The sequence below is a fragment of the Allobacillus salarius genome (genome assembly GCF_007559425.1).
GTDB classification, from domain to species: domain Bacteria; phylum Bacillota; class Bacilli; order Bacillales; family Alkalibacillaceae; genus Allobacillus; species Allobacillus salarius.
The window spans coordinates 26342-50813 of sequence record NZ_VMHE01000006.1; the positions used below are offsets into that span (position 1 = coordinate 26342).

General features: G+C 37.8%; 21 protein-coding genes. 18 read left to right on the top strand and 3 right to left on the bottom strand.

What is annotated here, in order from left to right:
• Positions 1–14 precede the first annotated feature (14 nt).
• The 3 genes from FPQ13_RS05315 (at position 15) to FPQ13_RS05325 (ending at position 3400) form a co-directional block, all read left to right on the top strand.
• On the top strand, positions 15–770 hold the full coding sequence (locus FPQ13_RS05315) for a hypothetical protein (protein ID WP_144088290.1): 756 nt from the start codon (positions 15–17) through the stop codon (positions 768–770).
• Between the two features lie 187 nt (positions 771–957).
• The gene (locus FPQ13_RS05320; protein ID WP_144088291.1) at positions 958–2145 is read left to right on the top strand and encodes a NupC/NupG family nucleoside CNT transporter; all 1188 of its coding nucleotides are present in this window, start codon (positions 958–960) and stop codon (positions 2143–2145) included.
• A 181-nt stretch (positions 2146–2326) separates the two neighbouring features.
• Positions 2327–3400 carry an undecaprenyldiphospho-muramoylpentapeptide beta-N-acetylglucosaminyltransferase gene (locus tag FPQ13_RS05325; RefSeq protein ID WP_144088292.1) on the top strand — a complete coding sequence of 358 codons (1074 nt, stop codon included), beginning with the start codon at positions 2327–2329 and terminating at the stop codon, positions 3398–3400.
• 87 nt (positions 3401–3487) lie between these two features.
• On the opposite strand, the gene FPQ13_RS05330 is transcribed toward FPQ13_RS05325, so the two are convergent.
• From FPQ13_RS05330 to FPQ13_RS05340, 3 genes are read right to left on the bottom strand one after another with little or no spacing between them, the layout of a single operon-like run.
• Complete coding sequence (locus tag FPQ13_RS05330) at positions 3488–4636, bottom strand: Ger(x)C family spore germination protein (RefSeq protein WP_144088293.1); 1149 nt, start codon at positions 4634–4636, stop codon at positions 3488–3490.
• Positions 4633–5733 carry a GerAB/ArcD/ProY family transporter gene (locus FPQ13_RS05335; RefSeq protein WP_144088294.1) on the bottom strand — a complete coding sequence of 367 codons (1101 nt, stop codon included), beginning with the start codon at positions 5731–5733 and terminating at the stop codon, positions 4633–4635. The genes FPQ13_RS05330 and FPQ13_RS05335 overlap by 4 nt, the downstream gene beginning before the upstream one ends.
• 8 nt (positions 5734–5741) lie before the next feature.
• A complete protein-coding gene (locus tag FPQ13_RS05340; RefSeq protein ID WP_144088295.1) occupies positions 5742–7271 on the bottom strand; it encodes a spore germination protein in 1530 nt (509 codons plus the stop codon).
• A gap of 493 nt (positions 7272–7764) precedes the next feature.
• On the opposite strand from FPQ13_RS05340, the gene FPQ13_RS05345 reads away from it, so the two are divergent.
• From FPQ13_RS05345 to wrbA, 15 genes are all read left to right on the top strand, one after another.
• Positions 7765–9516 carry an ABC transporter ATP-binding protein gene (locus FPQ13_RS05345; RefSeq protein ID WP_144088296.1) on the top strand — a complete coding sequence of 584 codons (1752 nt, stop codon included), beginning with the start codon at positions 7765–7767 and terminating at the stop codon, positions 9514–9516.
• Positions 9509–11524 (top strand): ABC transporter ATP-binding protein, encoded by a 2016-nt coding sequence (locus FPQ13_RS05350; protein ID WP_144088297.1) that lies wholly within the window; start codon positions 9509–9511, stop codon positions 11522–11524. Before FPQ13_RS05345 ends, FPQ13_RS05350 begins: the two co-directional genes overlap by 8 nt.
• 26 nt (positions 11525–11550) lie before the next feature.
• Entirely contained in the window at positions 11551–12480 is a 930-nt protein-coding gene (locus tag FPQ13_RS05355) for a S1C family serine protease (RefSeq protein ID WP_144088298.1), read from the top strand.
• Positions 12481–12527: 47 nt separating this feature from the next.
• Positions 12528–13259 carry an RNA polymerase sigma-I factor gene (gene sigI / locus FPQ13_RS05360; RefSeq protein WP_144088299.1) on the top strand — a complete coding sequence of 244 codons (732 nt, stop codon included), beginning with the start codon at positions 12528–12530 and terminating at the stop codon, positions 13257–13259.
• Positions 13260–13265: 6 nt separating this feature from the next.
• Positions 13266–14600, top strand: coding sequence for an anti-sigma factor domain-containing protein (locus tag FPQ13_RS05365; protein WP_186279556.1), 1335 nt, complete (start codon positions 13266–13268; stop codon positions 14598–14600).
• A 203-nt stretch (positions 14601–14803) separates the two neighbouring features.
• Positions 14804–15985, top strand: coding sequence for an ABC transporter permease (locus tag FPQ13_RS05370; protein ID WP_186279557.1), 1182 nt, complete (start codon positions 14804–14806; stop codon positions 15983–15985).
• A 5-nt stretch (positions 15986–15990) separates the two neighbouring features.
• Positions 15991–16974 carry an ABC transporter permease gene (locus FPQ13_RS05375; protein ID WP_144088302.1) on the top strand — a complete coding sequence of 328 codons (984 nt, stop codon included), beginning with the start codon at positions 15991–15993 and terminating at the stop codon, positions 16972–16974.
• 23 nt (positions 16975–16997) lie between these two features.
• The gene (locus FPQ13_RS05380; RefSeq protein ID WP_144088303.1) at positions 16998–17699 is read left to right on the top strand and encodes an ABC transporter ATP-binding protein; all 702 of its coding nucleotides are present in this window, start codon (positions 16998–17000) and stop codon (positions 17697–17699) included.
• A gap of 125 nt (positions 17700–17824) precedes the next feature.
• Entirely contained in the window at positions 17825–18445 is a 621-nt protein-coding gene (locus FPQ13_RS05385; protein WP_144088304.1) for a YhcN/YlaJ family sporulation lipoprotein, read from the top strand.
• Between the two features lie 451 nt (positions 18446–18896).
• Positions 18897–19904, top strand: a complete 1008-nt coding sequence (locus FPQ13_RS05390; protein WP_144088305.1) for a hypothetical protein — start codon at positions 18897–18899, stop codon at positions 19902–19904.
• Between the two features lie 21 nt (positions 19905–19925).
• A complete protein-coding gene (locus FPQ13_RS05395) occupies positions 19926–21677 on the top strand; it encodes a methyl-accepting chemotaxis protein (RefSeq protein ID WP_144088306.1) in 1752 nt (583 codons plus the stop codon).
• Positions 21678–21742: 65 nt separating this feature from the next.
• Positions 21743–22528, top strand: coding sequence for an ABC transporter substrate-binding protein (locus FPQ13_RS05400; protein WP_144088307.1), 786 nt, complete (start codon positions 21743–21745; stop codon positions 22526–22528).
• A 28-nt stretch (positions 22529–22556) separates the two neighbouring features.
• A complete protein-coding gene (locus FPQ13_RS05405) occupies positions 22557–23291 on the top strand; it encodes an AzlC family ABC transporter permease (protein ID WP_246065368.1) in 735 nt (244 codons plus the stop codon).
• Complete coding sequence (locus FPQ13_RS05410) at positions 23288–23581, top strand: AzlD domain-containing protein (RefSeq protein WP_144088308.1); 294 nt, start codon at positions 23288–23290, stop codon at positions 23579–23581. The genes FPQ13_RS05405 and FPQ13_RS05410 overlap by 4 nt, the downstream gene beginning before the upstream one ends.
• Before the next feature lie 108 nt (positions 23582–23689).
• Positions 23690–24286 (top strand): NAD(P)H:quinone oxidoreductase, encoded by a 597-nt coding sequence (wrbA, locus tag FPQ13_RS05415; RefSeq protein ID WP_144088309.1) that lies wholly within the window; start codon positions 23690–23692, stop codon positions 24284–24286.
• The last annotated feature ends 186 nt before the right edge of the window (positions 24287–24472 follow it).

The window sequence follows — 24472 nt, forward strand, 5'->3', positions numbered from 1 at the left end:
TGAGGAGTGATTAATTGTTTGACGATCTTGAAAAATGGATGATAAATATACCAACCCTTCTCCATGGTCACGAACTAATTGATCTAGATGATGGAAAAACGAAACGAATAGAAGGGCTTTCTTCAACTCACACACCTGTTTATCCATTTAATATGGAAAACTTTCTGCAGGAATTAAAGAAATATGAAAATGAAAAAAATAGTTATCCGCGTAAAATATTTGATAAGAAAAATACTTTATTGAAAGCAGTGAGTTTACCATTTTCTTTCGAAGATACAGTCACCTATCGCTATCCATTGATACGTGAATGTAAACTAGAGCAAATAATCAAAATAATCTTGATTGATTGTTCTAATTCGATGAATCACCTGCTGAATTCAAACAAGTTACCTGTAAACTTAAATTCTTCTAAACACCTAACGTTCTTTCTTTATCATCGTGATTCGATCTTTTCCTGGTCAAAACAATTGAACTTACCAACGATTGAAGGATCTACATCGATTAGCAATTGTCTAAGGCAACTACATGATTTAATGAAAGATGACACGATCCATTGGTCTTTTTCCATTGAACACATCAGTGATGGAAGAATTTCAACAGATGAGTATCGTTCGATCTTAAATTACCTTTATGAGTATGCTAAGAAAGGTCATGATTACACTTTATATGAAGTTCGAAAACAAGGTTCACTGACTAGTTCACTAGGTGAAGCGATTCTTAATCAATTCCCCACTTCTGTAAATATCTTTGCGAAAACAGTAATGATTTAAAATTCGACTAATTTGTTAAGAAGAAAAGTTATTCAAAATGATACTGAGGTACCTCTAAAAAAACAATGAGAAGAACTAAAAGTAATATAATTTTGTTCCCCTTTTCTATTGCTTAAAAACTTATTTCTTGATACATTTAAAAATAGTTTAAAATCTTTTTTTGTTCTATTTATGAGGAGGAGACAATATGGGAATTATATTAGCCATTGTCGCAATAGCTATCGTGTTGGGGCTAGCATGGTTATTATCAAATGATAAAAAGTACATACCATTCAAAGGTATAGGAATTATGTTAGTTGCACAGGTGATCATTACCTGGTTTATGTTTAATACTTCCGTTGGGGAAACAATTATCTTAGCGATTTCAGACCTATTTAACAAGCTAATCTCATTTGGCCGTTCCGGTGCAGAATTTGTTATCGGAGGAATTGAGATATCGGGTGATCAAGTATTCCTTTTTGATGTCTTAATGATTATTATCTTTTTCGCTACGATCTTATCCGTTTTGACGTATATAAGAATTTTACCGATTACAATTAAATATGTCGGTGCTGTTTTGTCTAAGATTACTGGTTTACCTAAAATTGAATCATTTAACGCTGTTAACAGTCTGTTCTTTGGTCAATCTGAAGCGTTACTCGGAATTAAATCACAGTTTCACCGATTAACAGATAATCGTCTGTATATCGTTAGTGCTTCTGCGATGGGTTCTGTATCCGCTTCCATCGTTGGTGCTTACATGACGATGATTCCACCAGAGTATGTTTTGGTTGCGCTACCACTGAACATGTTCAGTGCTTTGATCGTTGCATCAATTATTGCACCTGTTAAAACAGAAGAAGAAGACGATGAAGTTGATGTAAAAGATGTTTCCGGCGCAAAAAGTGTTTTTGAAGCGATGGCAAATGGTGCACTAGACGGTGGTAAAATTGCTTTAATCGTTGCTGCTATGTTAATTGCATTTTTAGCATCTCTAGAACTTGTCAACTGGATCATCGGAAGTATTTTCACTGGAGTTACATTACAACAAATTTTAGGTTATGTGCTTGCTCCACTTGTGTTCTTAATGGGTGTTCCAATGGATGAAGTTATTAATGCGGGTAGCTTAATGGGGACTAAAATTATTACAAACGAATTTGTTGCAATGACTCAATATGGAGATATCTCCGCACAGTTCTCCGATAAAACGAAAGCTATTGTTTCAGTATTCTTGACAAGCTTTGCGAACTTTAGCTCCATCGGTATTATTGCTGGTACTGTTGCTGGTATTAGTTCTGAAAAAGGAAGAATCGTATCACGCTTTGGAATGAAGCTATTAGTCGGTGCGACCCTTGCATCTGTTCTATCTGCAACAATTGCTGGATTGTTTGTCTAATTACTTCAACAATACTGCATCTACATGAAATTTTATGTAGATGCAGTTTTTTATTATTTTTCTTGTTATGTAGGAAATATGATAGTAATAATGATTCCAATGGAAATATGACCATAGAATAGTATAATGAATAAAGTATAAAGAATAGTTTAAGACATAACTGCAGAAAGGATGGGAATCAGTGGAAAAGCAAACGATTTTATTTACCGGAGGTGGGACGGCAGGCCATGTCGTCGTTAATCTGGCACTAATTCCCGAGTTTTTGAAAGAGGGATATGACGTTCATTATGTCGGTTCTTATGAAGGTATTGAACGTGAACTAATCGAAGGATTATCTGGAGTGACCTATCATGCAATTTCAACTGGAAAACTTCGGAGATATTTGTCAAAAGAAAATATAAAAGACCCATTTAAAGTGATGAAAGGCGTCTATCAATCCAATCGGTTAATAAAAAAAATAAAGCCTTCGATCGTCTTTTCCAAAGGTGGGTTTGTATCAGTACCCGTTGTCATCGCATCGAAATTTAAAAACGTACCGGCCATAATCCATGAATCAGATATTACACCAGGTCTAGCGAATAAAGTCGCCTCAAAATTTGCGCGTTATATTTTGACGAACTTCCCTGAAACGGTAAAGTATTTACCGGAAGAGAAGGCGAAGTATGTCGGTGCAATCATTCGGGAAGAACTTTTTCAAGGCAACCGTGAGCAGGCTTATGAATTTACTGGATTTACACAGAAGAAGCCTGTTTTGTTAGTAATGGGTGGTAGTGTAGGTTCCGTCAAAATCAATGAAGCAATTCGAGAAAAACTACAAACGCTGACAAAGAGATTTCAGATTATCCACTTATGCGGTAAGGGTAATATTGATTCGTCCATCCAACAAGAAGGTTACATTCAATATGAGTATGTGACAGATGAATTAAAAGACTTGCTTGCAATCAGTGATATCGTTATTTCCAGAGCGGGTGCCAATTCCATTTTTGAATTTTTGGCTTTGCGAAAACCGATGTTATTAATTCCGTTATCTTTACAAGCAAGCCGAGGAGATCAACTACTAAACGCAGAGTCCTTTGAAAAACAAGGATTCGCTTCGGTGTTACAAGAGGAAGAACTTGACGGAGACCGACTAGTCGATCATGTGAATGAGTTATATAATGAGCGGTTCCGTTATAAAGACCATATGGCAAAATATGAACCGAGAAAAACAAAAGATGAAGTTATTCAATTAATTAAAGAAACGATGAAAAAATAACTAAGACCCGAATGTGCATTTAGTTGCATCATTCGGGTTTCTATTTTTAAGAAATCGAAATGCTCACATCATTACGATAATTACCGGTTACTGTGTGATTCCATGACGAAGTATTTCTGTTGTGACATCGATATCAAATTGAAAGTTTGGATATTCTTTTCTCCATTCCTCCTCCGTTAATTTTTTATCTCCTTTAAATTTAGCGTTCCAAAAAGTCCCGAAACCTAAAGAATCTACATTCAATTCTTGTGTTTTTTCTAACAGTTTACTTATATTTTCCTCAATTTTTTTTGCCATATCTTTTTCAAGCATATGGATGACTTCTTTGCTTTCCAAATCCAATTCTTTAGTAAGCTCTCTAATATCACCTTCAAATCTTATCTTTATACTAAAGTGATATTTTCCTGAGTCTTTTGGTGAGATCTGAGAAGCACTCTTGATTTGCTGCATTGTAATTTCAAATGTTTCTTCTTCAGGAGAAGGCTCAAAATCTTCCATGAATTGACGATAGTTCTCTGTGGGTAACTCAATTTGTAACTCTCCAGCTTTAAATTCATCAAGAATCAATCGGACATAAAAGGCTTCATGTAAATCAATCGTATCGATAAATCGGTCATCCTGGAATAAACCAAGTCCTGTAACAATCACCCGATCTTCTTCTATTGATAAGACTGGAGTGATTGGATCGACTCCAACCTTTAAATAATTTTTAATAAATTCATGTAAGCTACTATCAACAATCTCTTCCTTCCCAATCACCTGATCCAGTAACCGATAAATATAAATACCAACATTAGGCGCTTCTTCAAACACTTGAGCATTGAGCACTTCTCTTGATGGCATTTCCGAAACGGTTATATATACTAAATCAGAAACGAATTGGTTTCGTTGCAATGTGTCTAAGTGAGGCCAAATGCCTTCTTTAGCGAGATCAGGTCCATAGACGACAGCCCTTAGTTGTCCGGTAACTAATTTTTTTGCTGTTTTTGCAAAGGCAAGATGAAAAGCATCTTGAGCTGTTCGACCAGATGAGTGTATTGGAGAATTCACATTGCTTAATTGTTGACTAAACTTATAAGTTATAAATGTACCAAATACTTCTGGACCGTCTTCACCTTTATCAAATCCGGCAGTAGTAATAATTCCTAAATCTTCTAGTACTCGTTCTTCTGCACATCCAGTTAATAACACCACGATACTTAAGATTAGAAAAAATTTTTTAATTTTCATTTTCATTTTTTAGTACCCCTAATTCTTTTGATGATTGCAAAAGGAAATAAAAGTATCGGAAATAAAAACACAAAGAATATACTGGAAATGTCAGCAACATCCAAAAGAGCTTCTAATTTTATTGAAGATTGAATGAAGTATAAACCTATTGCCGATAAAATAATAATTGCCCAGATTGAATGCTTCTGCTTAATTTGGTGTATTCTTTTGAGACTACGTGTGATTAACCAAGCATACAAAATTAAGTTTGGCAAGATAATAAAGATCCAATAAGAAACAGCGAAAATATCAAGTCTTTCAAAGATGGAAAAAGAAATTATTTTATACATGCCTAATACAGGCCAAATCAGTGACTCTAGTTGCTTTGGAGCATAAAAACCAATTGAAATAATAACACTTATAAAAAGTATGACTACAGCCGCTAAGACACCTAGTTGACTATAAAACATCGCTTTATCTTTGTTTCGTACATAAGGATATATAAACCATAAAACTTCAATACCAATGAATGAATAAGCTGACACACGTAATCCTTGAAGCAAGCCATTTCGATCCAAATTAAACAGCGGAAAATAATTATTCGTATCAATCATACTGGCGGGTACTGCCAATAAACCAAATACCCAAATGGTTAGTAAGAAAAAGAGAAAAGAAACCCCAACTATTACACGGATTCCTCCATAAATGCTGTAAGCTATTAAAATTGTAATCAAGAATCCGATAATGAACTTTGAAAGTTGAGGAAAAATGAAAACTACAATAAACTCGGTATACTTTGCAAGTGCGCTTAAGTATACAGTAAAGAAATAAATGATGAACAAGTAGCAAATTAACTTAGCAAACCAGTTACCGAATGTCTCTTGTAAAATTCCATATAAATCTGTACTTTTATAGGTTTTCAGAATAAAAATGGTGATTGCAACAATCGAATGAGCAATCAACGCAACTAGAATCAGTACTAGCCAACTATCTTGCTGTGCATAATTATAGACTCTTCGTGGATATTCAACTATTCCAACACCAATCAAAATATTATATAAAATAAAGAATAAATAGCTTGCACGAAACTTTAAATGTGTAGGAATATTAAGTTGATCCTTCATTTAATCACCTATTCATCGATATCTTTTCCCTTTGTATTAAATAGTGGATGTTGGTCCGCATTACTTTTTTTCCGCTTCGTTTTTTTCGGAAGTAGAGAAGTGGCGCGTCGTTTGTTCAATGCAAATGGGATGCGAACTTGTGACTGATCAAAATCCGAGAATCTAAATGGATAAATTGGTGCTGTATATGGACGATGCAACGAACGCAGCCGCAGTAAATGAATAATGATAAAAGCTACCATGAAAAAGATCCCGACGAAACCAAATGTTCCCGCAAGTAAAATAATAGGGAACCGTAATATGCGTAAAGACGTCCCCATGACATAATCAGGTGTCGTAAAGGAAGCGAGTGCACTTAATGCGACTAAAATAATCAAAATATTACTCGTAAATCCAGCTTGAACGACCGCCTGTCCAATAACAATACCACCGACAATCCCCATTGTTTGACCTACCTTTGTCGGTAATCGTGCACCTGCTTCACGAATGAATTCCATCATGGTTTCTAAAATTAGCGTTTCCATCAAAGGTGGAAAAGGCACTCGATTACGCGATTCGCCGAGTGACAACAGGAGTGCTTCTGGAATGACTTCATAATGAAACGTCAATGCGGCGACATATAAAGGCGTTAATGTAATGGACATAATCATGGCAAACATTCTCATTAAGCGTGTAAATGAACCGATGACCCAACGTCCATAAATATCGTCTGTCGATTCAAAGAAGCTCGAAAATGTAATCGGTGCAACAATTCCTGCTGAGCTATTATCAACAAGGATACCAATTTTTCCTTCTTTGATGCTGTACGTAAAACGATCCGGCAGTTCCGTAACAATATACTGTGGGAAAAAGGAATACGGATTATCTTCTATTTTTTGACTCAGAACAGAAGCGTTCATTATATCTTCACTTTGCAAGGAAGTAAGCCTCTTTCTTAATTCATTTACATTTTCTTCATTTGCAATGTCATTCATATATATCATTTGAATCTCATTCGGAATTTTATTACCAAGAATAAATCGTTCAATTTTTAAGTGAGGTGTATCGATCATGTTACGAACCATGTTTAAATTTGTTTCAATGGATCCAGTAAAAGCCATTTGCGGACCAAAAATGAGTGATTCGGTTTCTGCTCGATCGATTGACCGATGTTCTTGAAGTGGGACAGAGTGCATGAGACAACTTTGGTCGTTTTCGATATAAATGCATACGGCACCTTGGAGTAGCTTTTTAGCAATCTCGTCTATATTGCTCTCTTGTTTTGAATTCGGTAACACAATCATATTGTCGATTGCTTTAATGTCTAATGTTTTTTTCGCTTTTTGAATGGGTGATATTATTTGTTCGTATACTACTTGAGGCTTAATAATCGAATATAAAAAGTAGAATCCCACTCGTTGATTGCTTTCCGTTTCAACGACTTTCATCGTGAAATCCGGACTACTATTCAACGCTTTTTCATTTAAATCTTTTTCTACTTCTTCCAATGTAGAAGGAAAAAGACTTTGTTGTTTTTTCTTCGTTGATTTTCGCTTCATAGGAATCTCCCTTAATTATCCTTTTCAAGTAGTATGTGAGTTGAACGAAGATTTATGTAAGCAGATGCCTTAAGATTATCTTTTATTTTTTAGATTTTTTAAAAAAGTGGTTGAATTCTTAACTTTTAATGGTTATACTCTTAACAGCAAATCAATTTTAAAGGAGGTCAGGGAAATGTTGAATAGTAAACGAATGAACAAGGTAAAATTGCATAATAAAACAAAAGTCCGTGACCTTGCTGGAGTCGATCGTGATTAAGCAATTCATATCCATTTTGTAAGTTTGCAAATTAAGATGCTTATAAGATGAATGAATAATGAATTGTTGATTTAATCTTTTAATCGAATGCACATGCCGTGGGCTATATAACCCACGGCATTTTTTTGTCCAAAATTAGGTTACTTAGGACACTTTTGTGCATGTCTAAAATCGAATACAGCAAGTCGGAAACAATCTACGTTATTAAGAACGGGTTTAAAAGGAGGGAATCAGATGATTTCCGTATTTCGAAAATTATCATGGTATTTTAAGGAACAATGGCTAAAATACACGTTAGCGATTTCAGCATTAATCGTTGTCAATATTTTAGGCGTCATTCCACCTATACTGGTCGGTCAGGTCATTGATTTAATTCAATACAACCGTCTCACACAAGAAAATTTCACGTATTATGTTGTTCTGTTTATCTCGATATTGACAGTCAGTTATTTGCTGTCTATTTATTGGGACTACACATTATTCGGAAGAGCGATTTTATTAGAGAAAAAAATGCGTTCGAAGCTAATGGACCATTTTATGCGTATGACATCGCCTTTCTACAGTCGTTTCCGGACGGGTGATTTGATGGCTCGTAGTACGAATGATCTGCGGGCACTGAACATGACCGCCGGCTTCGGCATATTAACGTTAGTCGATGCAACTATTTTTATGGCACTGATCATTGGTGTCATGGCAATTGTGATCAATTGGAAATTGACACTTGCTGCGCTTATTCCTTTGCCAATCATGGCAATCACTATGCAACGATACGGCAAAAAGATTCATGAGCGTTTTATGGACGCACAGTCGGCATTTAGTGATTTGAATAATAATACACTCGAATCGATCCAAGGTGTCCGGGTGATCCGAGCTTTCGTGCAAGAAAATCGTGATACCGATCGCTTTAAGGAACAAGCGGAGGATGTATTTCAACGAAACATCTTAGTTGCGAAGTTGGATGCGCTTTTTGAACCAACCATCAAAGTGTTGGTCGGTCTTTCTTACACAATTGGAATCGGTTATGGAGCGTTTTTTGTCATGCAAAGTGTCATAACCATCGGCGAATTGGTTACGTTTAACATCTTTTTAGGCATGTTGATTTGGCCAATGTTCGCAGTTGGCGAATTGATTAATGTCATGCAACGGGGAAATGCTTCACTAGATCGTACTGGAGAATTGTTATCCCAACAAGCGGATGTATACGATCCAAAGAATCCGATTCAAGTAGAGCGGGTTGAAAAGATTATATTTGACGATGTTACATTTCGTTATCCAAATGCGCCTGACTCCAGCTTAAATGATGTTTCATTACGTATCGATAAAGGAGAAACGGTTGGAATTGTTGGTAAAACGGGTGCAGGTAAAACGACTTTATTCCGACAATTATTAAGAGAATATCCGCCAAGCGATGAAGGGACAGTATTCATCAACGAGCATCCAATTCAAGCGTATACACTAAAACAAACACGTGAATGGATTGGTTATGTACCGCAGGACCATATTTTATTTTCCAAAACGGTTCGAGAAAATATTTTGTTCGGTAAAGAGAACGCAACTGATGAGGAAATTTACCAGATTTTAGAGATGGCCTCTTTGAAGAAGGATATTGAAGAACTGCCAGAAGGACTCGACACACTTGTTGGAGAAAGTGGTGTCACACTATCCGGTGGGCAAAAACAACGGGTATCACTTGCTCGTGCGCTCATTAAAAATCCTGAGATCTTGATTTTAGATGACTCATTATCGGCAGTTGACGGTCAAACCGAAGCGAAGATTATTCAACATTTGAAAGAAGAACGAAAAGGAAAAACAACTTTGATCGCTGCACACCGTCTATCAGCAGTGAAACATGCCAATGAAATTATCGTACTCAAAGACGGAAGAATTACTGAACGCGGCTGTCATAATGAATTAATGCGCAATAAGAACTGGTATTACTCTCAATACAAAAAACAACAAATGGAAGGAGGGAACCAAGATGAATAATCCTTCGACAGAAAAACGATTGTTTGATTATGCCATGCAATTTAAGAAAACGATTTTCATTGGACTATTTTGTTTGATCATTGCAGTGGCATTAGAACTAACCGGTCCATTCATCGCCAAAAAGTTAATTGATGACCATATTGTCGCTGTTGCCAATCATTATGTGGAAACAGAGGGTGAAGCAGCAATCACTTATAATGGGATGCAATTAGAACGACTTCATGGCGAGGAGCAAAATCAGGTTTATACTTTATTCCAAGATGGTTTATCATTTTACTTTTTAAATGACCGAGTACCTTTAGATGCGAAGCTGATTAGTAATAATGACGGGCAATTTCAATTCGAATACCAGAATCGCTCGATACAGGCAACGGGTGAAAAGCTAGCAGCTAATGAAGTATTTCTTTTTTTCAAAAGAGAAATAGAGCCGATTCTATGGTTACTTGCTTTATATATGGGACTCATTCTCATTGCATCGATCTTTTTATATTACAAAACGTATTTGCTTCAGTATGTGTCCAACCGCATTGTCCAGAAAATGCGCGGTGATGCGTTTGAACATATTCAACGGCTACCTGTTTCTTATTTTGTCGATCAACCTGCGGGAACGATACTATCGAGGGTGACAAATGACACAGAAGCGATTAAAGAGTTGTATGAACGTGTGTTAGAGGTATTCGCATCAGGGTTTATTTATATTACCGGTATATTTATCGCACTTTTCTTATTGAATGCAAAATTAGCTGCCATTTGTCTTGTTCTCTTGCCGATTTTATATGTTTGGATGAAGGTGTATAAAAAAGTCGGTGGGAAATATAACCGTGTCATCCGGGAAACGAATAGCCAAATTAACGCGAATATTAATGAATCAATTCAAGGGATGCCTATTATCCAAGCTTTCAACCAGACGGATCGAATGAAGGATGAATTTGAAGCGTTAAATGAAAAGAAAAGAGATTTCCAAACACGGATGAACACATTTACATCTTACTCATCCTTTAATCTCGTCGATCTATTTAGAAACTTAACCTTCGTTGTGTTTATTCTATATTTCGGTGGTGCTTCATTAAACGCGACAAGTGTCGTGACAGCTGGTGTGCTATATGCATTCGTCGATTATTTAACCAGGTTGTTTGAACCAGTGGAACGTATTATTAGTCAACTCCCTCAATTAGAGCAAGCACGCGTTTCTGGTAGTCGGGTTTTTGAATTATTCAATGTACCAGGTGAGGAGGTCAAAGAAAAACCTTCCAAACGCTATGATGGAGAGGTTGCATTTGATCAAGTTTCATTTGCTTATGAAAAGGACCAATTCGTGCTTAAAGACATTTCATTTAACATCAAGCCAGGAGATACTGCCGCTTTTGTCGGACATACAGGTTCAGGTAAAAGTACAATTATGAATTTGTTATTTCGTTTTTACGATCCGACACATGGAGTAATTCGTATTGACGGGAAAGATATCAAAGCTGGGTCGAGACAAGAAGCACGGCAACATATTGGCATTGTGCTTCAAGATCCGTTCATATTCACAGGAACAATCCTTTCAAATATTACGATGAATGATCCGTCTATTTCACGAGAAGATGCGATTCAAGCGTTAAAAGCCGTCGGGGCAGATACGTTTATTGAGCAGCTCCCATTACAATACGACGAGCCAGTCAAAGAAAAAGGAAATGAATTTTCAACGGGTCAACGTCAATTGCTATCGTTTGCTAGAGCACTGGCTTTTGATCCAGCAATACTGATTTTGGATGAAGCAACGGCAAACATCGATACAGAAACGGAAACGATGATCCAGAAAGCGTTGGATGTTTTAAAAACAGGCCGAACGACATTAGTCATTGCTCATCGTCTATCAACCATTCAGCAAGCTGATCAAATTTTTGTCTTAAAACATGGTAAGATAATAGAAGAAGGGAAACACGATACCTTATTGAAAGAAAAAGGCGAATACTTTAAGATGTATGAAATGCAACACGGCAGACAGCCGGAAAATGTTTCCTAAGACGATTGGCAAATGAGGGAAGAACGATGAGTGACAGAGATCAAAATGAACATGGGCCAACCAACGAAGATGTAAATCTTAATTCGCAAGCGGATCATTCATTGAACGAACAATCACCACCCGAAACCGCGGACGAACGTGATCTGTATGAAAATTTAACCGAAGAAGAAATTCGTGAAATTATTCAAGAACAAAGAGGAAAACATAAACAAACAGCTAATGACAGCAAGCCAAAAGGCCCCCCGTTTCCAAAATGGGTTTTTTGGCTTATAGCTGTTTTTATGGTCATTAACTTAGCGGCAGCTTTGCCGAGAATTTTTTCTATTCCTGCGATTGACTTTCTGCAAACATCTGTAACGTTATTCATGGATGAGGAGATGCAAACGCATAAAAAATCCATTGCATTAGTCGATACGGGAACGAGTAAGGGGACGGGCTTTTCCATTCACCCAGAAGGATATGTCATTACGAATCATCATGTTATTGAGAACAGGGAACAACTTTGGGTTTATATGAATGAAAAGGGTCCGTATGCTGCTGAAGTGATTCATACATACGAAGAAATAGATTTAGCTGTTTTGGACTTGGAAGGAAACGAATTTCCTTATCTAGACGTCAATCAAGAACCAGGGGATTTAACGGGACAATCAATTTATTTTATCGGCAATCCGTTACGGTTTAGCGGAATAGCCAATGAGGGAAAAATAATTGGTAAAACAGATGCTATATCCATTGAAGAAAATGCATACATGCTTGATGCACCTGTTTATAAAGGAAATAGCGGTAGTCCTGTCATGACTGAGGATGGACAAGTTATCGGTGTGATTTATGCAACAAAAGAAGACTCAGAACATGGCCGAATCGGTTTAGCGATTCCAATTGAAGCACTACTTGAACAAACAGGCGATTCCATTTTACCGAAATCTAATGACAAATCTTCAAATGAACAGTCTTAATGCGAATAAATGTTTCGAAAACTATAATGAGTTGGGAGTGATGAGGGGTGTTCAGCCGACAGAAGAGAGATGACACAACCCTCGAGCAACAAGTTCTCCAAGTGCAAGCAGGAGACGAACAACTTCGTCAGCGCCTTATTGAAGACTATCAGCCTTTCATCGCTACCAGTGTGTCGAAAGTCTGTAAAAGGTACATCAATCAAGAGCAAGATGATGAATTCAGTATTGGTTTAATTGCTTTTAACGAAGCGATTGATTCTTTTCATGAAGGTAAAGGTAGTTCGTTTTTCACTTTCGCTCGACTGGTAATCTCAAGAAAAGTCATTGACTACATCCGTCAGCAAAAACATCATCGTCGAACCGTCCCCCTAGAGTATTCAGACGATTCGAATGAGACGTATACGGACGAAAAAAGTGTATCAGAACTTTCAAAGAGTCAGTTTATTGAAAATGAACACGCTTGGAACAGACAAATTGAAATTGAAGAATATAATGCACAGTTACAGAAATATAACCTATCATTTGCGGAATTGGTGAAGTTTTCACCGAAGCACCAAGATGCAAAGCGACAGGCTCAAAAGATTGCTAAGATTATATACGAGCAACCAGAAATACGTCAATATGTTATGGAAAAAAAGCGGTTGCCGATCAAGAAAATTTTGCCCCTTGTTGACGTCAGCAAGAAAACAATTGAGCGAAATCGCAAGTATATTCTTGCTGTATTTATATTACTCAATGAAGATTTTATTTATCTAAAAGAGTATGTAAAGGAGGTGTAGATCAGCGTGATTAAAGGTGTTTTGATTGAAAAACGAAAAACATATGCCATCGTTTTGACAGAGGATGGTGACTTTCAGAAAACGGGTCCTGTCAGTGATATCGAAATTGGTGAAGAAGCAATCGTTCCTCCAATTGAAGATCGTCAGTCTTTTGTATCCGTTTTCAGTAATCTGTTCAAACATTCGTCCATTCGTATTAGCACCGCTTTAGCACTTATTTTAATACTTATTTTTCCGATATATTCTTGGGTTGGTCAGTCGAACAATGCTGAAGCATATGTCAGCATTGACATCAACCCGAGTATCGAATTGACGGTCAATAAAAACGATGAAGTGATTGATATAACGGGTTTAAACAAAGATGGCACCATCTTAATCAATGAATTAAAATGGCAGGATGAATCCGCGGTTGACTTAGCTGAGGCAATCATTCAAAAGAGTGGAGAATTAGGTTATCTCCAAAAAGACCATGAAGTAATGGTTGGAATCAGTTATTTGAATGATGAAGACGAATCCGACTTGCTTGGTCAAATATCCGAAAAGCTAAATAACTATAATGATCGCATTAAAGTAGCTATGTTCACAATACCGGAACATGTTCGCAAGCAAGCACATCATAAAAATCAGTCCATGAATTTAACTTATGCGAGCGAAACATTGACAACCTATTATGAAGAGCAAGAAAGCAATAAATCAAAAGATACGAACGTTTCAAAAGACGAAGAGGATGTCGATCAAGAAAATGAAGCAGAGAACCCAAACAGTCGTTCAAATGCTCACGAACATGAACAAAAAGTAGAGATTATGAAACGATTCATTAAGCGTTCGAATGCCGATTCCTTGCCGCCCGGGTTAATGAAGAAAATACAAGAAGATCAATCTCTCCCTCCTGGATTGGAAAAGAAAGAGAATAAGCAAGATAAGTCTTCAATAGATTCACAAGAAGACGATGAATCAAAAGACGAAAATGAAACCGAGCGAGATCGCCACCCTTCAAATAAAGAAGACGACCATCCGTCAGATAAAGGAAAAGATCATCCTTCTAACAAGGTAGAAGACCATCCTTCTAATAGAGATAAAGATCACCCATCGAACAAAAAAGAAGATGAAACTCCTTCTAACAGTGAAGAAAATAATACGTCACCTAAAGAGAAAGGTCATCCTTCAGATGAAGAGGATGGCCATCCTTCTCATTCAAATGGGAACGGTCCTCCTGATCGCTCAGAGGACCACCCATCCAATAAAGGCGAAGGTCATCCGGCTAACAAGGGAGAAGATCATCCGTCTAATAAAGATGACGACCATCCATCGAACCGAGGAAAACATTCGGATAAAGAATGATGAAATTATAAATGAAGATAAAACATAGACAAGTCGTGCAATGATTGAAGAGATGAATCAGTGCACGACTTTTACTATGTTTCTTTGCTCGGCTTCAACTACCTAAAGTACTCCTTATACGAAAAAACTTTATCGCAAGTTAACGGGGAAGCGAAAATATACTATAATGGTTCCATATCAAAAAGTGAAAGGGGTGGTGAATATTGTTATATCATCTATGGATAAATGAATGGAAGCGACTTTGGAAATCACCGACCCTTTTATTATTTACGTTATTATTACCGATAGCGCTATTTACAGTAGTCGGATTCGTTGTCTATTCGACTGTTCAAGAAGAGCTTGATGACGTTGAAATGATTATAGTCGATGAGGATGAAACGTTTGAAACAAAGGCGCTGATCGAACAGTTGGCCGGTGATCAAACATTGGCAGAACAAATTGATTTTATAAACGGTGGGACCGATCTTCAAAAACATTTACGTCATCCAAAAGAGGCGGCAGCAATTATTCAGATTCCTGAAGGTTTTACTGAACAGCTTCGTTCCGGAAATAATGAAAATATTACGATTTACTTGAATGACCAAATCCCTTTTAGTTCACAATTAGCACAATTATTTTTGGAGAGTGGACAATCTTATATCACATCAGCACAAGCAGGTGTTAATACAGTTCACCATTTTTATAGCAGTGAATTAGAAGGCAAAGAGCGGAAAGATGTATTGCAGAAAAATACAATCCATTTTACGTTTTTGGCCTTAGGAAGAAATGATCTTTTTGATATGCACGAAGGCGTTTCCAGTGGTTTGCTCAGCTGGAATGACCAAGCTGTATTAACGGGTATTTTACTTATTTACTTTTTGACATACATATTACTAGTGAGCCTCTTTCAACCGAAAGAAAATCAAGCTATTCAAGAACGTTTACAGCTGATTGCCGTGACAAAGGCTAAGCAACGGTTGGCAACGTTCCTATTTCATATTTCATTTAGTTGGATTTATTTATTTGGGTTGGTATGGGTAATATCCAAGCAGTTTGAGACGTACTTGTCATTTAGCTGGCCATACGTATTCCAATGGTTTGGTATGGCTGTGATTCTGTCCGGAATGTTTATGGTCACCGACCGTTTGATTAAGGAACGAGCAAGTAAATGGTTTGTATTCATACTGGCTTCTGTTGCTTTACTTTTAGTCAATGGATTTATTATTCCACCCGCCTATTTACCGGAGTATATACAGGCTACTTGGTTGATGCCGGTACGCAGCTTGTACACAGGGTTTGCTACTCTATTGACACACAACCAATGGCCATGGGGCGAATGGATTTTTATGTTGATTGGTACAGGCATTATTCTCTTGTTAAACGGCTTGCCTAGGAGGAAGGTGTAACGCTGATGTTTATCATATGGAAGTCGATTTTCAAAAGAAAAACGACGTGGGTATTAATGGTATTGATTCCAATCGTATTAGGAATTGTTATTTATCCACTGGTCAAGGATACGATGAGTCAAGTATCGGTGCCAATTACGGTTGTCGATCAAACTGACCAGGCAATCACAGAAGAATTGTTAACAGAAATTGAAGATCGTCCTTTCCAAGTCACCAAAATGGATTCATTAGATCTTCGTTTATTATCAACAGGTGAAGCAGAAGCCATTTTTGTTTTCAATGACGAAATGGAAGCAAATATTTTCTCCGGAAATACAGATGAGATTGTAACGTGGTATCGGACTGAAAATAGTTATGTGGACGGTTTATTCAAAGAGAAGCTCGCATCAGCGATTATGAGTCGGGTCGTCCGGGCAGAAGCGGCATCGATTGTTTCTCATTATCGACCAGAAGCGGATTGGGATGAAGTTTATCAATATGGATTGAAATATTTTGAGCCACGCCCAATTTTTGAAATGAAATTTGAACAAATCAGTGGTGCCCAAAATACCTCATCAAACACGAATGATTCGGAAAACCGATTACTGTTTATCATCATGTGGTTATATTTATCGATGCTTATTGGCTATTTTACAAAAATTTTATATGAATGGCGAACTGATGGAATTCTGGAACGGCTGAAGTTACTTCAGCAAACTCAGTACTATTATTGGTCTTGGTTCATTGGTGTGCTCGCAATTACTTATTCGTTTTCATTCGTGGCAATCCAACTGATAGAAGTGCCGTTGAACAATTGGGCGTATTTCATTCCATTCGGTACTGTATTGATCTATTTTCTATTTTTCATTCTCGTGAAAAAGAAATGGTCGATGTATGCTTGGTTAATTAGCTATAGTGTAGCTTCCTTTATTATTTTTTTATTGGCTGATTGGCAAATCATAGAAAGTGAATGGATGTATTTATTTATACCAACATGGTTGCTCGGATAAATATGTGAAAGAGAGGTGAGGTTATGCTGCAGTTGAATAATGTATCCTACCGAAAGAGTAAAAGTGATTTAGTCAATAGTGTCTCAGCGACTGTCCATGCAGGGGACCGGCTGACAATCTTTGGGCCGAACGGAGCGGGGAAGTCGACCCTCATGCGGCTCATGGCTGGCATTATTAAGTCGACGAGTGGAACGATTATGTATAATGATTCATTACAAACTAAAAATGCAATTGGCTATATACCACAACAATTAGCGTTGTTTGAAAATTTAACCGTGAAAGAACATCTTCGCTTCTATCAAAAAATGACTGGCAATAATTCAAAAAGTTTTATGAATGAAATGATCGAAACGCTACAATTGAAAGACTTTTGGAATAAACAGATTGATGAACTAAGTGGTGGCATGAAACGTAAAGTAAATCTCGCTGTAGGAATGATTCAACAACCGAAAATTGTCTTTTTAGACGAACCTTTTGTAGGTGTGGATTTAGCAGCGAAACATGATATGCTCAACTGGTTAAATCAACTGAACAGTAGAGGAATCACTATTGTTTTTGTGACACATGATTGGCAGGTCATCCGTGAGTTAGCGTCTAAAATGTGGTTAATGGAAAATGGGGAATTATTGCAAAAAACAACCGTCGATGAAGTTGTCGAAGACCGCGTCGAATTGACGGGTGTGTCAACTGCCCTCGACAAAATGGTATCATTCCACCGGACATAATAGTTATCCATTAATGTGAAATCAGATACTTTATTTCCAGAAAATATTGGAAGGGTCAAATTAAGCATATTTCCTCCTTCTCACTTCATACTAACGAGTAATATCGTGAAAGGAGGAGTTTTTATATGCGCAAATATTTGATGGCAACATTTTTTGCTACAATCATGATGCTTGCAGCTTGTCAGTCAGACGATACTGGAATGGGGAACGAAGACGGACAAACAAACTATGAACAAACAGGGTATAATGATACAGCTAACCAAGATAATCGGGGTCATGGTTTCCAAATGAATAATGGGCATTATGGAAATGGTGTACAAGACAGAATTAATCAAGGTACTAAACCTAATGACGGTAACTATGGTGAAGCAAACCAACAAGATAATTTTGAGATGGCTGAAGAAATTGCGAGACGAATCGTGAACAATGTTGATGGCGTTGAGGATGCAAACGTCATGACAAATGGACAAAACGCTTATGTGGCAGTTGAGTTAGGGAATAACCGCGACACGAATGGAAAGGAAAATGACATTAGTCAACAGTTAAACGATCAGATTACAGATGTTGTTCAAACATCGAGCAATCAGATTGACGACGTGTATATAACAGCGAATCCGGACTTCGCTGGTTCGTTAAATGATTATGCAAATAGCATCGAAAACGGTGAGCCGGTTGAAGGTCTATTTGAAGAAATGAATGATATGATCGAACGAGTATTTCCTAATCGACGCGAAACAAATAATTAATAAATTTTAACCGAAAGAAATCAGCTTTATGTGCTGGTTTCTTTTTTGTTTTTGGCTGTGTTAAAGCTTAATGTTGATTTTTAATGATGTAGTACTAAGTTGTTGAAATGTGATAAGCGAAGGTGGCGAATCCTGCGGGTCAACTAAGACCGGCCACGTCCTGTGGCCAACGTTGACACTTGCCGTCCATGGCGTCGGAAAGCACGAGTCTCGAGACCCCGCAGGCCATGCTTTTAGGCCGAGGAGGCTCGAGCCGTGCCCGCGATATAGAAGACACTGCGAGTAATCGCAGATGTCGCCTTATGCCCTGTGGGTAAAAGCGTCCACCGATAGCGGATCACAATATCAACAACGGACTTTAACAAAGCTTTGTTTTTAAGCACAAATGACAATAGATTGATTTGAGCGAAGGACATTTTCATATATATGACTTAAAGAGGAGGCGACTATTATGAACGATTTCTTGCAAATTCAATCGGTGAGCATCCAATTGGGTCTGTTTGCAGATCATATGGATGTTTCTTATGTAGATTCTCTTCCGCTTACACATGCCTCGTTATATGGAAAAAATCAGGTGCCTAGCATCGTAGTTATAGATGAAAACGGTTATTATCGATTACTGGTATCTAAATTTTTGAAAAATAGCGAAAAAAAGCTGGCGATTATTCGGGGAATGATTTATGCTGATTTTTATAGAAGGAATCAATACATGAAAAATACGAAGCGATTTCGCCATTCATTGGATATTCAATCGTATCGAGAAAAATACGGAGCAAGTGAAGTTGACCGATTGAATGAAGCATTTGAAGCGGTTGCATTTTTATGCTTACAAGGTCACGGGAATGTATACGATTACGTAGTGGAAAACCAACACAATTTGCTCCCGTGGCAAAAAAGGTTGGGACAAGAAATTAAGGTTCGAAAACGGCAGCAATCCATTATTCACTCAACTTCTTTGTTACGAGAAGGATGGGCGAGTATAAAACAAACTGAGATTCTATCAAATGTGTTGTCGAAAAAAGATGCAATTGAAGCGACATTATTATTTAGTCAAATGAACCAACGACCAACAGGTATTCGCTTGCATGAATTAGGCAAGACGCTTTTGCAACAACTGTCTGAAGCGGAAATCATACAAGCCGTTGAAACGCTTACCGATGAAGAATTAATTCATCACGCATATACAAAGTCCGTCCACGAACGTGAAAACATTTCCATCATGTTTACGAAAGAAAAACATCTGGATGATTATGAAATAGTAAAAATATTTCTAATACACTTATCAAATCTCGATCTTTATCCGATATTAGAGGTAGACCGTGTGAAAACAAAAGAAACGGGGGAATTAACGGTCTATTACCAAGCAAGAGACATACATAGGAATGCTTATTTTCAACAGCTACGTTTATATTTACAACAAATTTGGGGCGAGAAAGTTTTTATCAAGCCAAAGAAATGATTTAGAAAGGGGGGGAGATTGGTGAAAAAAAATAAAAAGAACAAGGAACGTACTACAAAAAAAGCAAAAAATAAACCAGTCAAAAGAAGGGGGATTTCACTCGGTGCGAAATATGCATGGATTGTAATTACCATTATGCTCTTTTTCGTCATTGCATCAGGCGTTGTGTACATACTCTCTTCTCAGTCTGAAGTGAAGCTGAATGAACAAGAGACGAAAACAAGTGTCGCAATTGATATCGGCAATATGGAATCAGCATTTCGGGCAAAGAATGGTTTGCTGGGAGATTATATTACCTTTAAAACAAATGACTATGTCAGTCAGTATGAAGAATTAAATCAATCCTTTCAAAACATCGAGGAAAATGTGCGCCAATACTTGGATAAAGAGCAGAGAACCCTATTAAACCAAGTGGTTACAATCAATGAGGAAATCAATACGATTGTTGAGGAAGAAATTATCCCTAATGTTCAGGATCGGAACGAAGGGGATGCTATTGCAAGCCGGATGAAAGCGACCATTATAAGCCGGGATGCTGTCGGACTGCTTACCCAGTTAACGGAGTCCGTCCAAGCTGAATTTGAACAATCCAAAAATGAGATGAGCTCTTCTTTCCAACAGATGCAGATTGCGTTAATGCTAGGAATCGTACTAGCCGTCCTTATGGCAGTTTTGTTGTTGGTCATCGTCAATCGTCGTATACGTAGAAATATCCACGCGGTCCAAGACGTCGCAAATGAAGTAGCAAAAGGCAATCTAACTGTTGCTGATGTTTCTGTAAAAGGTAAAGATGAAATTGCAGATTTGGCACAATCGATTAATTCAATGAAAGCGAGTTTACATGGAATCATTCATGACGTTAATTTTTCGAATCAATCGATTACCAATCAATCAAACGAGTTGAAGCATGCTGCGGAGTCATTAAAAGAAGGTAGCGAACAAATTGCCTCAACAATGGAGGAATTGTCCTCCGGTTCAGAGACGCAAGCGGAAAGTGCTTCTCAAATATCTGAGCTAACAGAAAAACTGGTCGGTCGAATGAATCTTTCGGTTGAAAATAGTGAGCAAATCTCTTCTACTTCAGAAAAAGTGATGAACTTATCTGTTTCGGGCAGAGAAAAAATGGCTGACTCGGTAGCTCAAATGAGTCGGATTCATACGATTGTTGAAGATTCAGTTGCTAAAGTGAAAGGTTTAGCGAAACAATCTGGTGAAATTTCACAACTGGTTGAGGTAATTAAAGATATTGCCGATCAGACGAACTTATTGGCATTAAATGCTGCCATCGAAGCTGCACGTGCTGGAGAACATGGTAAAGGATTTGCTGTCGTTGCTGACGAGGTGAGAAAGCTTGCTGAACAAGTAGGCAATTCAGTTAGTGATATTACATCAATCGTTTCTAACATTCAAAATGAATCAAACATCGTCTCAGAAACGCTTCAGGCAGGATATGAAGAGGTGACGGTAGGTACGAAACAAATTCACTCTACACAAGAAACGTTTGAGGGAATCGATGAAGCAATTGCACAGATGAGCCATCAAATTCAAGAGATTACTTTCAATTTACAAGATGTTTTAAATGAAAGTGTGAATATGAGTGGTTCCGTAGAAGAAATTGCATCCATTTCAGAGGAATCAGCAGCTGGAATTGAAGAAACGGCCGCGTCTGTTGAGCAAGCGAGCCATTCGATGGATGGGATTTCGAAGGTTGCCAATGACTTAAATCAGTTGGCAGGAGAATTAAATAGAAAAGTTGAAAAATTTCGTTTATAATAGATGAAAACATTTAAAGACTGTGTTGAGCAGTCTTTTCTTTTTATTTACTGGAGGGATGAGACATGCGGATTGTTTCTATTTGTCCGAGCAATACCGAAATTATGGCCTATTTGGATTTAATGAATTTAGTAGTTGGTGTAGACGACGATTCTGATTGGCCAGAAGCGGTAAATGATCTGCCGAAAGTAGGCCGCGACTTAAGTGTTGATATGGATGCAGTAGAACAATTACAGCCAGACTTGGTATTGGCTTCTTTAAGTGTTCCAGGTATGGAAAAGAATATTGAAGGATTAAAAGAGCGCAATCTTCCTTATGTTATTTTAAATCCAAACTCGTTGGATGAGATTGGAGAGGATATTCTGACGGTTGGGAAGTTGACAGGTTATGAAGATCGTGCGAACCGCGTATACAACGAATACCACGAAACGATTAATTATTATAGAGAAAAATCCCTTGAAGTGTCCGTGAAAAAAAGAATTTATTGGGAATGGTGGCCGAAACCGATTTTTACACCAGGTCGTAAAAATTGGTTGAGCTATATTAGTGAATTGGCAGGTGCAGAAAATGTATTCGCTACGTATGCGGATGCGAGCATCCAAGTTGAATGGGAAGAAGTTTTAGAAAAAGATCCAGACGATATTTGCATGGTATGGGTTGGTGTGCAAGAAGCGAAAATGAATCCAAAAATTATTAAAAAAAGAGAAGGTGCAGATCAGCTTCAAGCAGTACAGCAAGACCGCATTCACGTTCTTGAAGAACACTTGTATTGCCGCCCATCTCCACGATTATTGGAAGGATTGAAGAAGCTTGCCCCGATACTACATCCAGATATTTTTAATAGAAAATAAAGTGGCCTGAGAATGGGGAGGAGACGAAGTGAAAGAGGAAGTAGTCATGGAAACAGAGCAATCAATCGGATCGGCGTTTAAGCAAGGATCGCTTGCAGGAATGCCTATTTTTCTAGGTTATATGCCAATTGCTATCGCCTACGGTGTACTAGCAAGCCAGTCTGGTTTGACGATTTTCGAAACAACGATGATGAGTGTACTCGTTTTCGCTGGAGCAGCGCAGTTTATGGCCGCGAATATGATGGCTCAAGGAGCATTGTTTTTACAAATTGTCGTAGCCACGTTTGTTTTGAATTTCAGACATTTTATTATGAGTATGTCCTTCATGAACCAACTGAGACATTATTCTTTACCGTGGAAATTCGGACTATCACTCGGATTGACGGATGAAACATTCGCTGTTTCGGCGTTACATAAGAAAGAGGCAAATAAAGAGAACAGTATGTTTTTTTATTTAGCGCTAATTTTGACAGCATACTTTTCTTGGATTGCGGGTAGTTTCGCAGGTGCGCTCTTAGGTGAGATCATTCCATCGCAGCTGAGTGATAGCATGGGAATTGCCTTATATGCCATGTTTATCGGATTGTTGACTCCTTCTGTCAAAAAGGAATGGCGAATTGGTGTAGTCGCAGTTATTAGTATGTTACTTAATTACATTTTCAGTGAATACATTGGTCTCGAAACAGGATGGTCAATCGTTCTAGCCACAGTAGTGGGAAGTTTAATTGCGATTCCAATGATGAAGGAGGATGATGTCCAATGACGATGTTAACGATACTCGGCATGGCGATTGTGACAATGGTGCCACGCTTCATTCCTGCATTTATTATGGATCGACTTGCGTTAAAGCCATGGATCAATAAATGGTTAAATGCAATTCCTTTTGCTGCATTAGGTGCGTTAATTTTTCCAGGAGTCATGTCTGTCATAGAAGAAGCACCTTGGGTAGGAATTATAGGTGGTCTTGTAGCAGCAGCGATTGCGCTGTTAAATCTGAATGTTATTTTTTCTGTAATCGGTGCGATTGTTACAGTATTTTTATTAACTATGTAATATACCTTTCAGCGTTAAAGACAAGTTTTCCTCAAATTCGTTTAATTCCTTGAAAGCTGGGGAACGCTTTAATAGAGAATAGATATCGTTGAAAGGAGTTTTGTTTAGATGGCTAAAATCGCAGTCATTTATTATAGTTCAACAGGTGCTAACTATCAATTGGCACAGTGGGCTGAAGAAGCTTTAAAAGAAGCTGGTGCAGAAGTGAAGTTATTGAAAGTCCGCGAAACAGCTCCGATGAAAGCAATTGAAAGTAATCCAAGTTGGAAGAAACACTATGAAGAAACGAAAGATGTACCTGAAGCAAGTACGGAAGACCTTGATTGGGCAGACGGATTTGTTTTCAGTGTTCCGACACGTTTCGGCAATGTGCCTGCTCAAGTAAAACAGTTACTTGATGAAGCTGGAGGTTTATGGGCACAAGGAAAATTGGTGAATAAAGTCGTTACTGCAATGACATCTGCACAAAATCCACATGGTGGACAGGAGCAGACATTAACAGCACTTTACACATCGATGTTTCATTGGGGAGCCATCGTTGTAACGCCAGGCTACTCTGCTGAAGAAATTTTTGCAGCAGGTGGAAACCCTTATGGAACAAGCTCTACAGTAGATGGTGAAGGAAATCTTCAAGATGATGTTGAAAAAGCTGTGAAACATCAAGCGAAAAGAGCGTATACTATTACAAAACAAATTCATTCATAATGTTTTTAATTACCCCCACAAACAGGGAAGATCATCCTAATGAATATAATATACAGCTTAGATGAACCTTTCGCAGAAGCGAAGTTCATTATACACCTCTCTCCCAACAGAGGACTTTCCCTGGCAGCATAGTAATGCCAGGGATTTTTTCAAACTTTATATAGTCAGAAAATTATTGCAATTTAA

Excerpts from the sequence above, each read along its gene's own strand:
- FPQ13_RS05320 (WP_144088291.1), top strand. The coding sequence starts at position 958 with ATGGGAATTATATTAGCCATTGTCGCAATAGCTATCGTGTTGGGGCTA.
- FPQ13_RS05330 (WP_144088293.1), bottom strand. The coding sequence starts at position 4,636 with ATGAAAATGAAAATTAAAAAATTTTTTCTAATCTTAAGTATCGTGGTG.
- FPQ13_RS05335 (WP_144088294.1), bottom strand. The coding sequence starts at position 5,733 with ATGAAGGATCAACTTAATATTCCTACACATTTAAAGTTTCGTGCAAGC.
- FPQ13_RS05340 (WP_144088295.1), bottom strand. The coding sequence starts at position 7,271 with ATGAAGCGAAAATCAACGAAGAAAAAACAACAAAGTCTTTTTCCTTCT.
- FPQ13_RS05345 (WP_144088296.1), top strand. The coding sequence starts at position 7,765 with ATGATTTCCGTATTTCGAAAATTATCATGGTATTTTAAGGAACAATGG.
- FPQ13_RS05350 (WP_144088297.1), top strand. The coding sequence starts at position 9,509 with ATGAATAATCCTTCGACAGAAAAACGATTGTTTGATTATGCCATGCAA.
- FPQ13_RS05355 (WP_144088298.1), top strand. The coding sequence starts at position 11,551 with ATGAGTGACAGAGATCAAAATGAACATGGGCCAACCAACGAAGATGTA.
- FPQ13_RS05375 (WP_144088302.1), top strand. The coding sequence starts at position 15,991 with ATGTTTATCATATGGAAGTCGATTTTCAAAAGAAAAACGACGTGGGTA.
- FPQ13_RS05380 (WP_144088303.1), top strand. The coding sequence starts at position 16,998 with ATGCTGCAGTTGAATAATGTATCCTACCGAAAGAGTAAAAGTGATTTA.
- FPQ13_RS05385 (WP_144088304.1), top strand. The coding sequence starts at position 17,825 with ATGCGCAAATATTTGATGGCAACATTTTTTGCTACAATCATGATGCTT.
- FPQ13_RS05390 (WP_144088305.1), top strand. The coding sequence starts at position 18,897 with ATGAACGATTTCTTGCAAATTCAATCGGTGAGCATCCAATTGGGTCTG.
- FPQ13_RS05400 (WP_144088307.1), top strand. The coding sequence starts at position 21,743 with ATGCGGATTGTTTCTATTTGTCCGAGCAATACCGAAATTATGGCCTAT.
- FPQ13_RS05410 (WP_144088308.1), top strand. The coding sequence starts at position 23,288 with ATGACGATGTTAACGATACTCGGCATGGCGATTGTGACAATGGTGCCA.
- wrbA (WP_144088309.1), top strand. The coding sequence starts at position 23,690 with ATGGCTAAAATCGCAGTCATTTATTATAGTTCAACAGGTGCTAACTAT.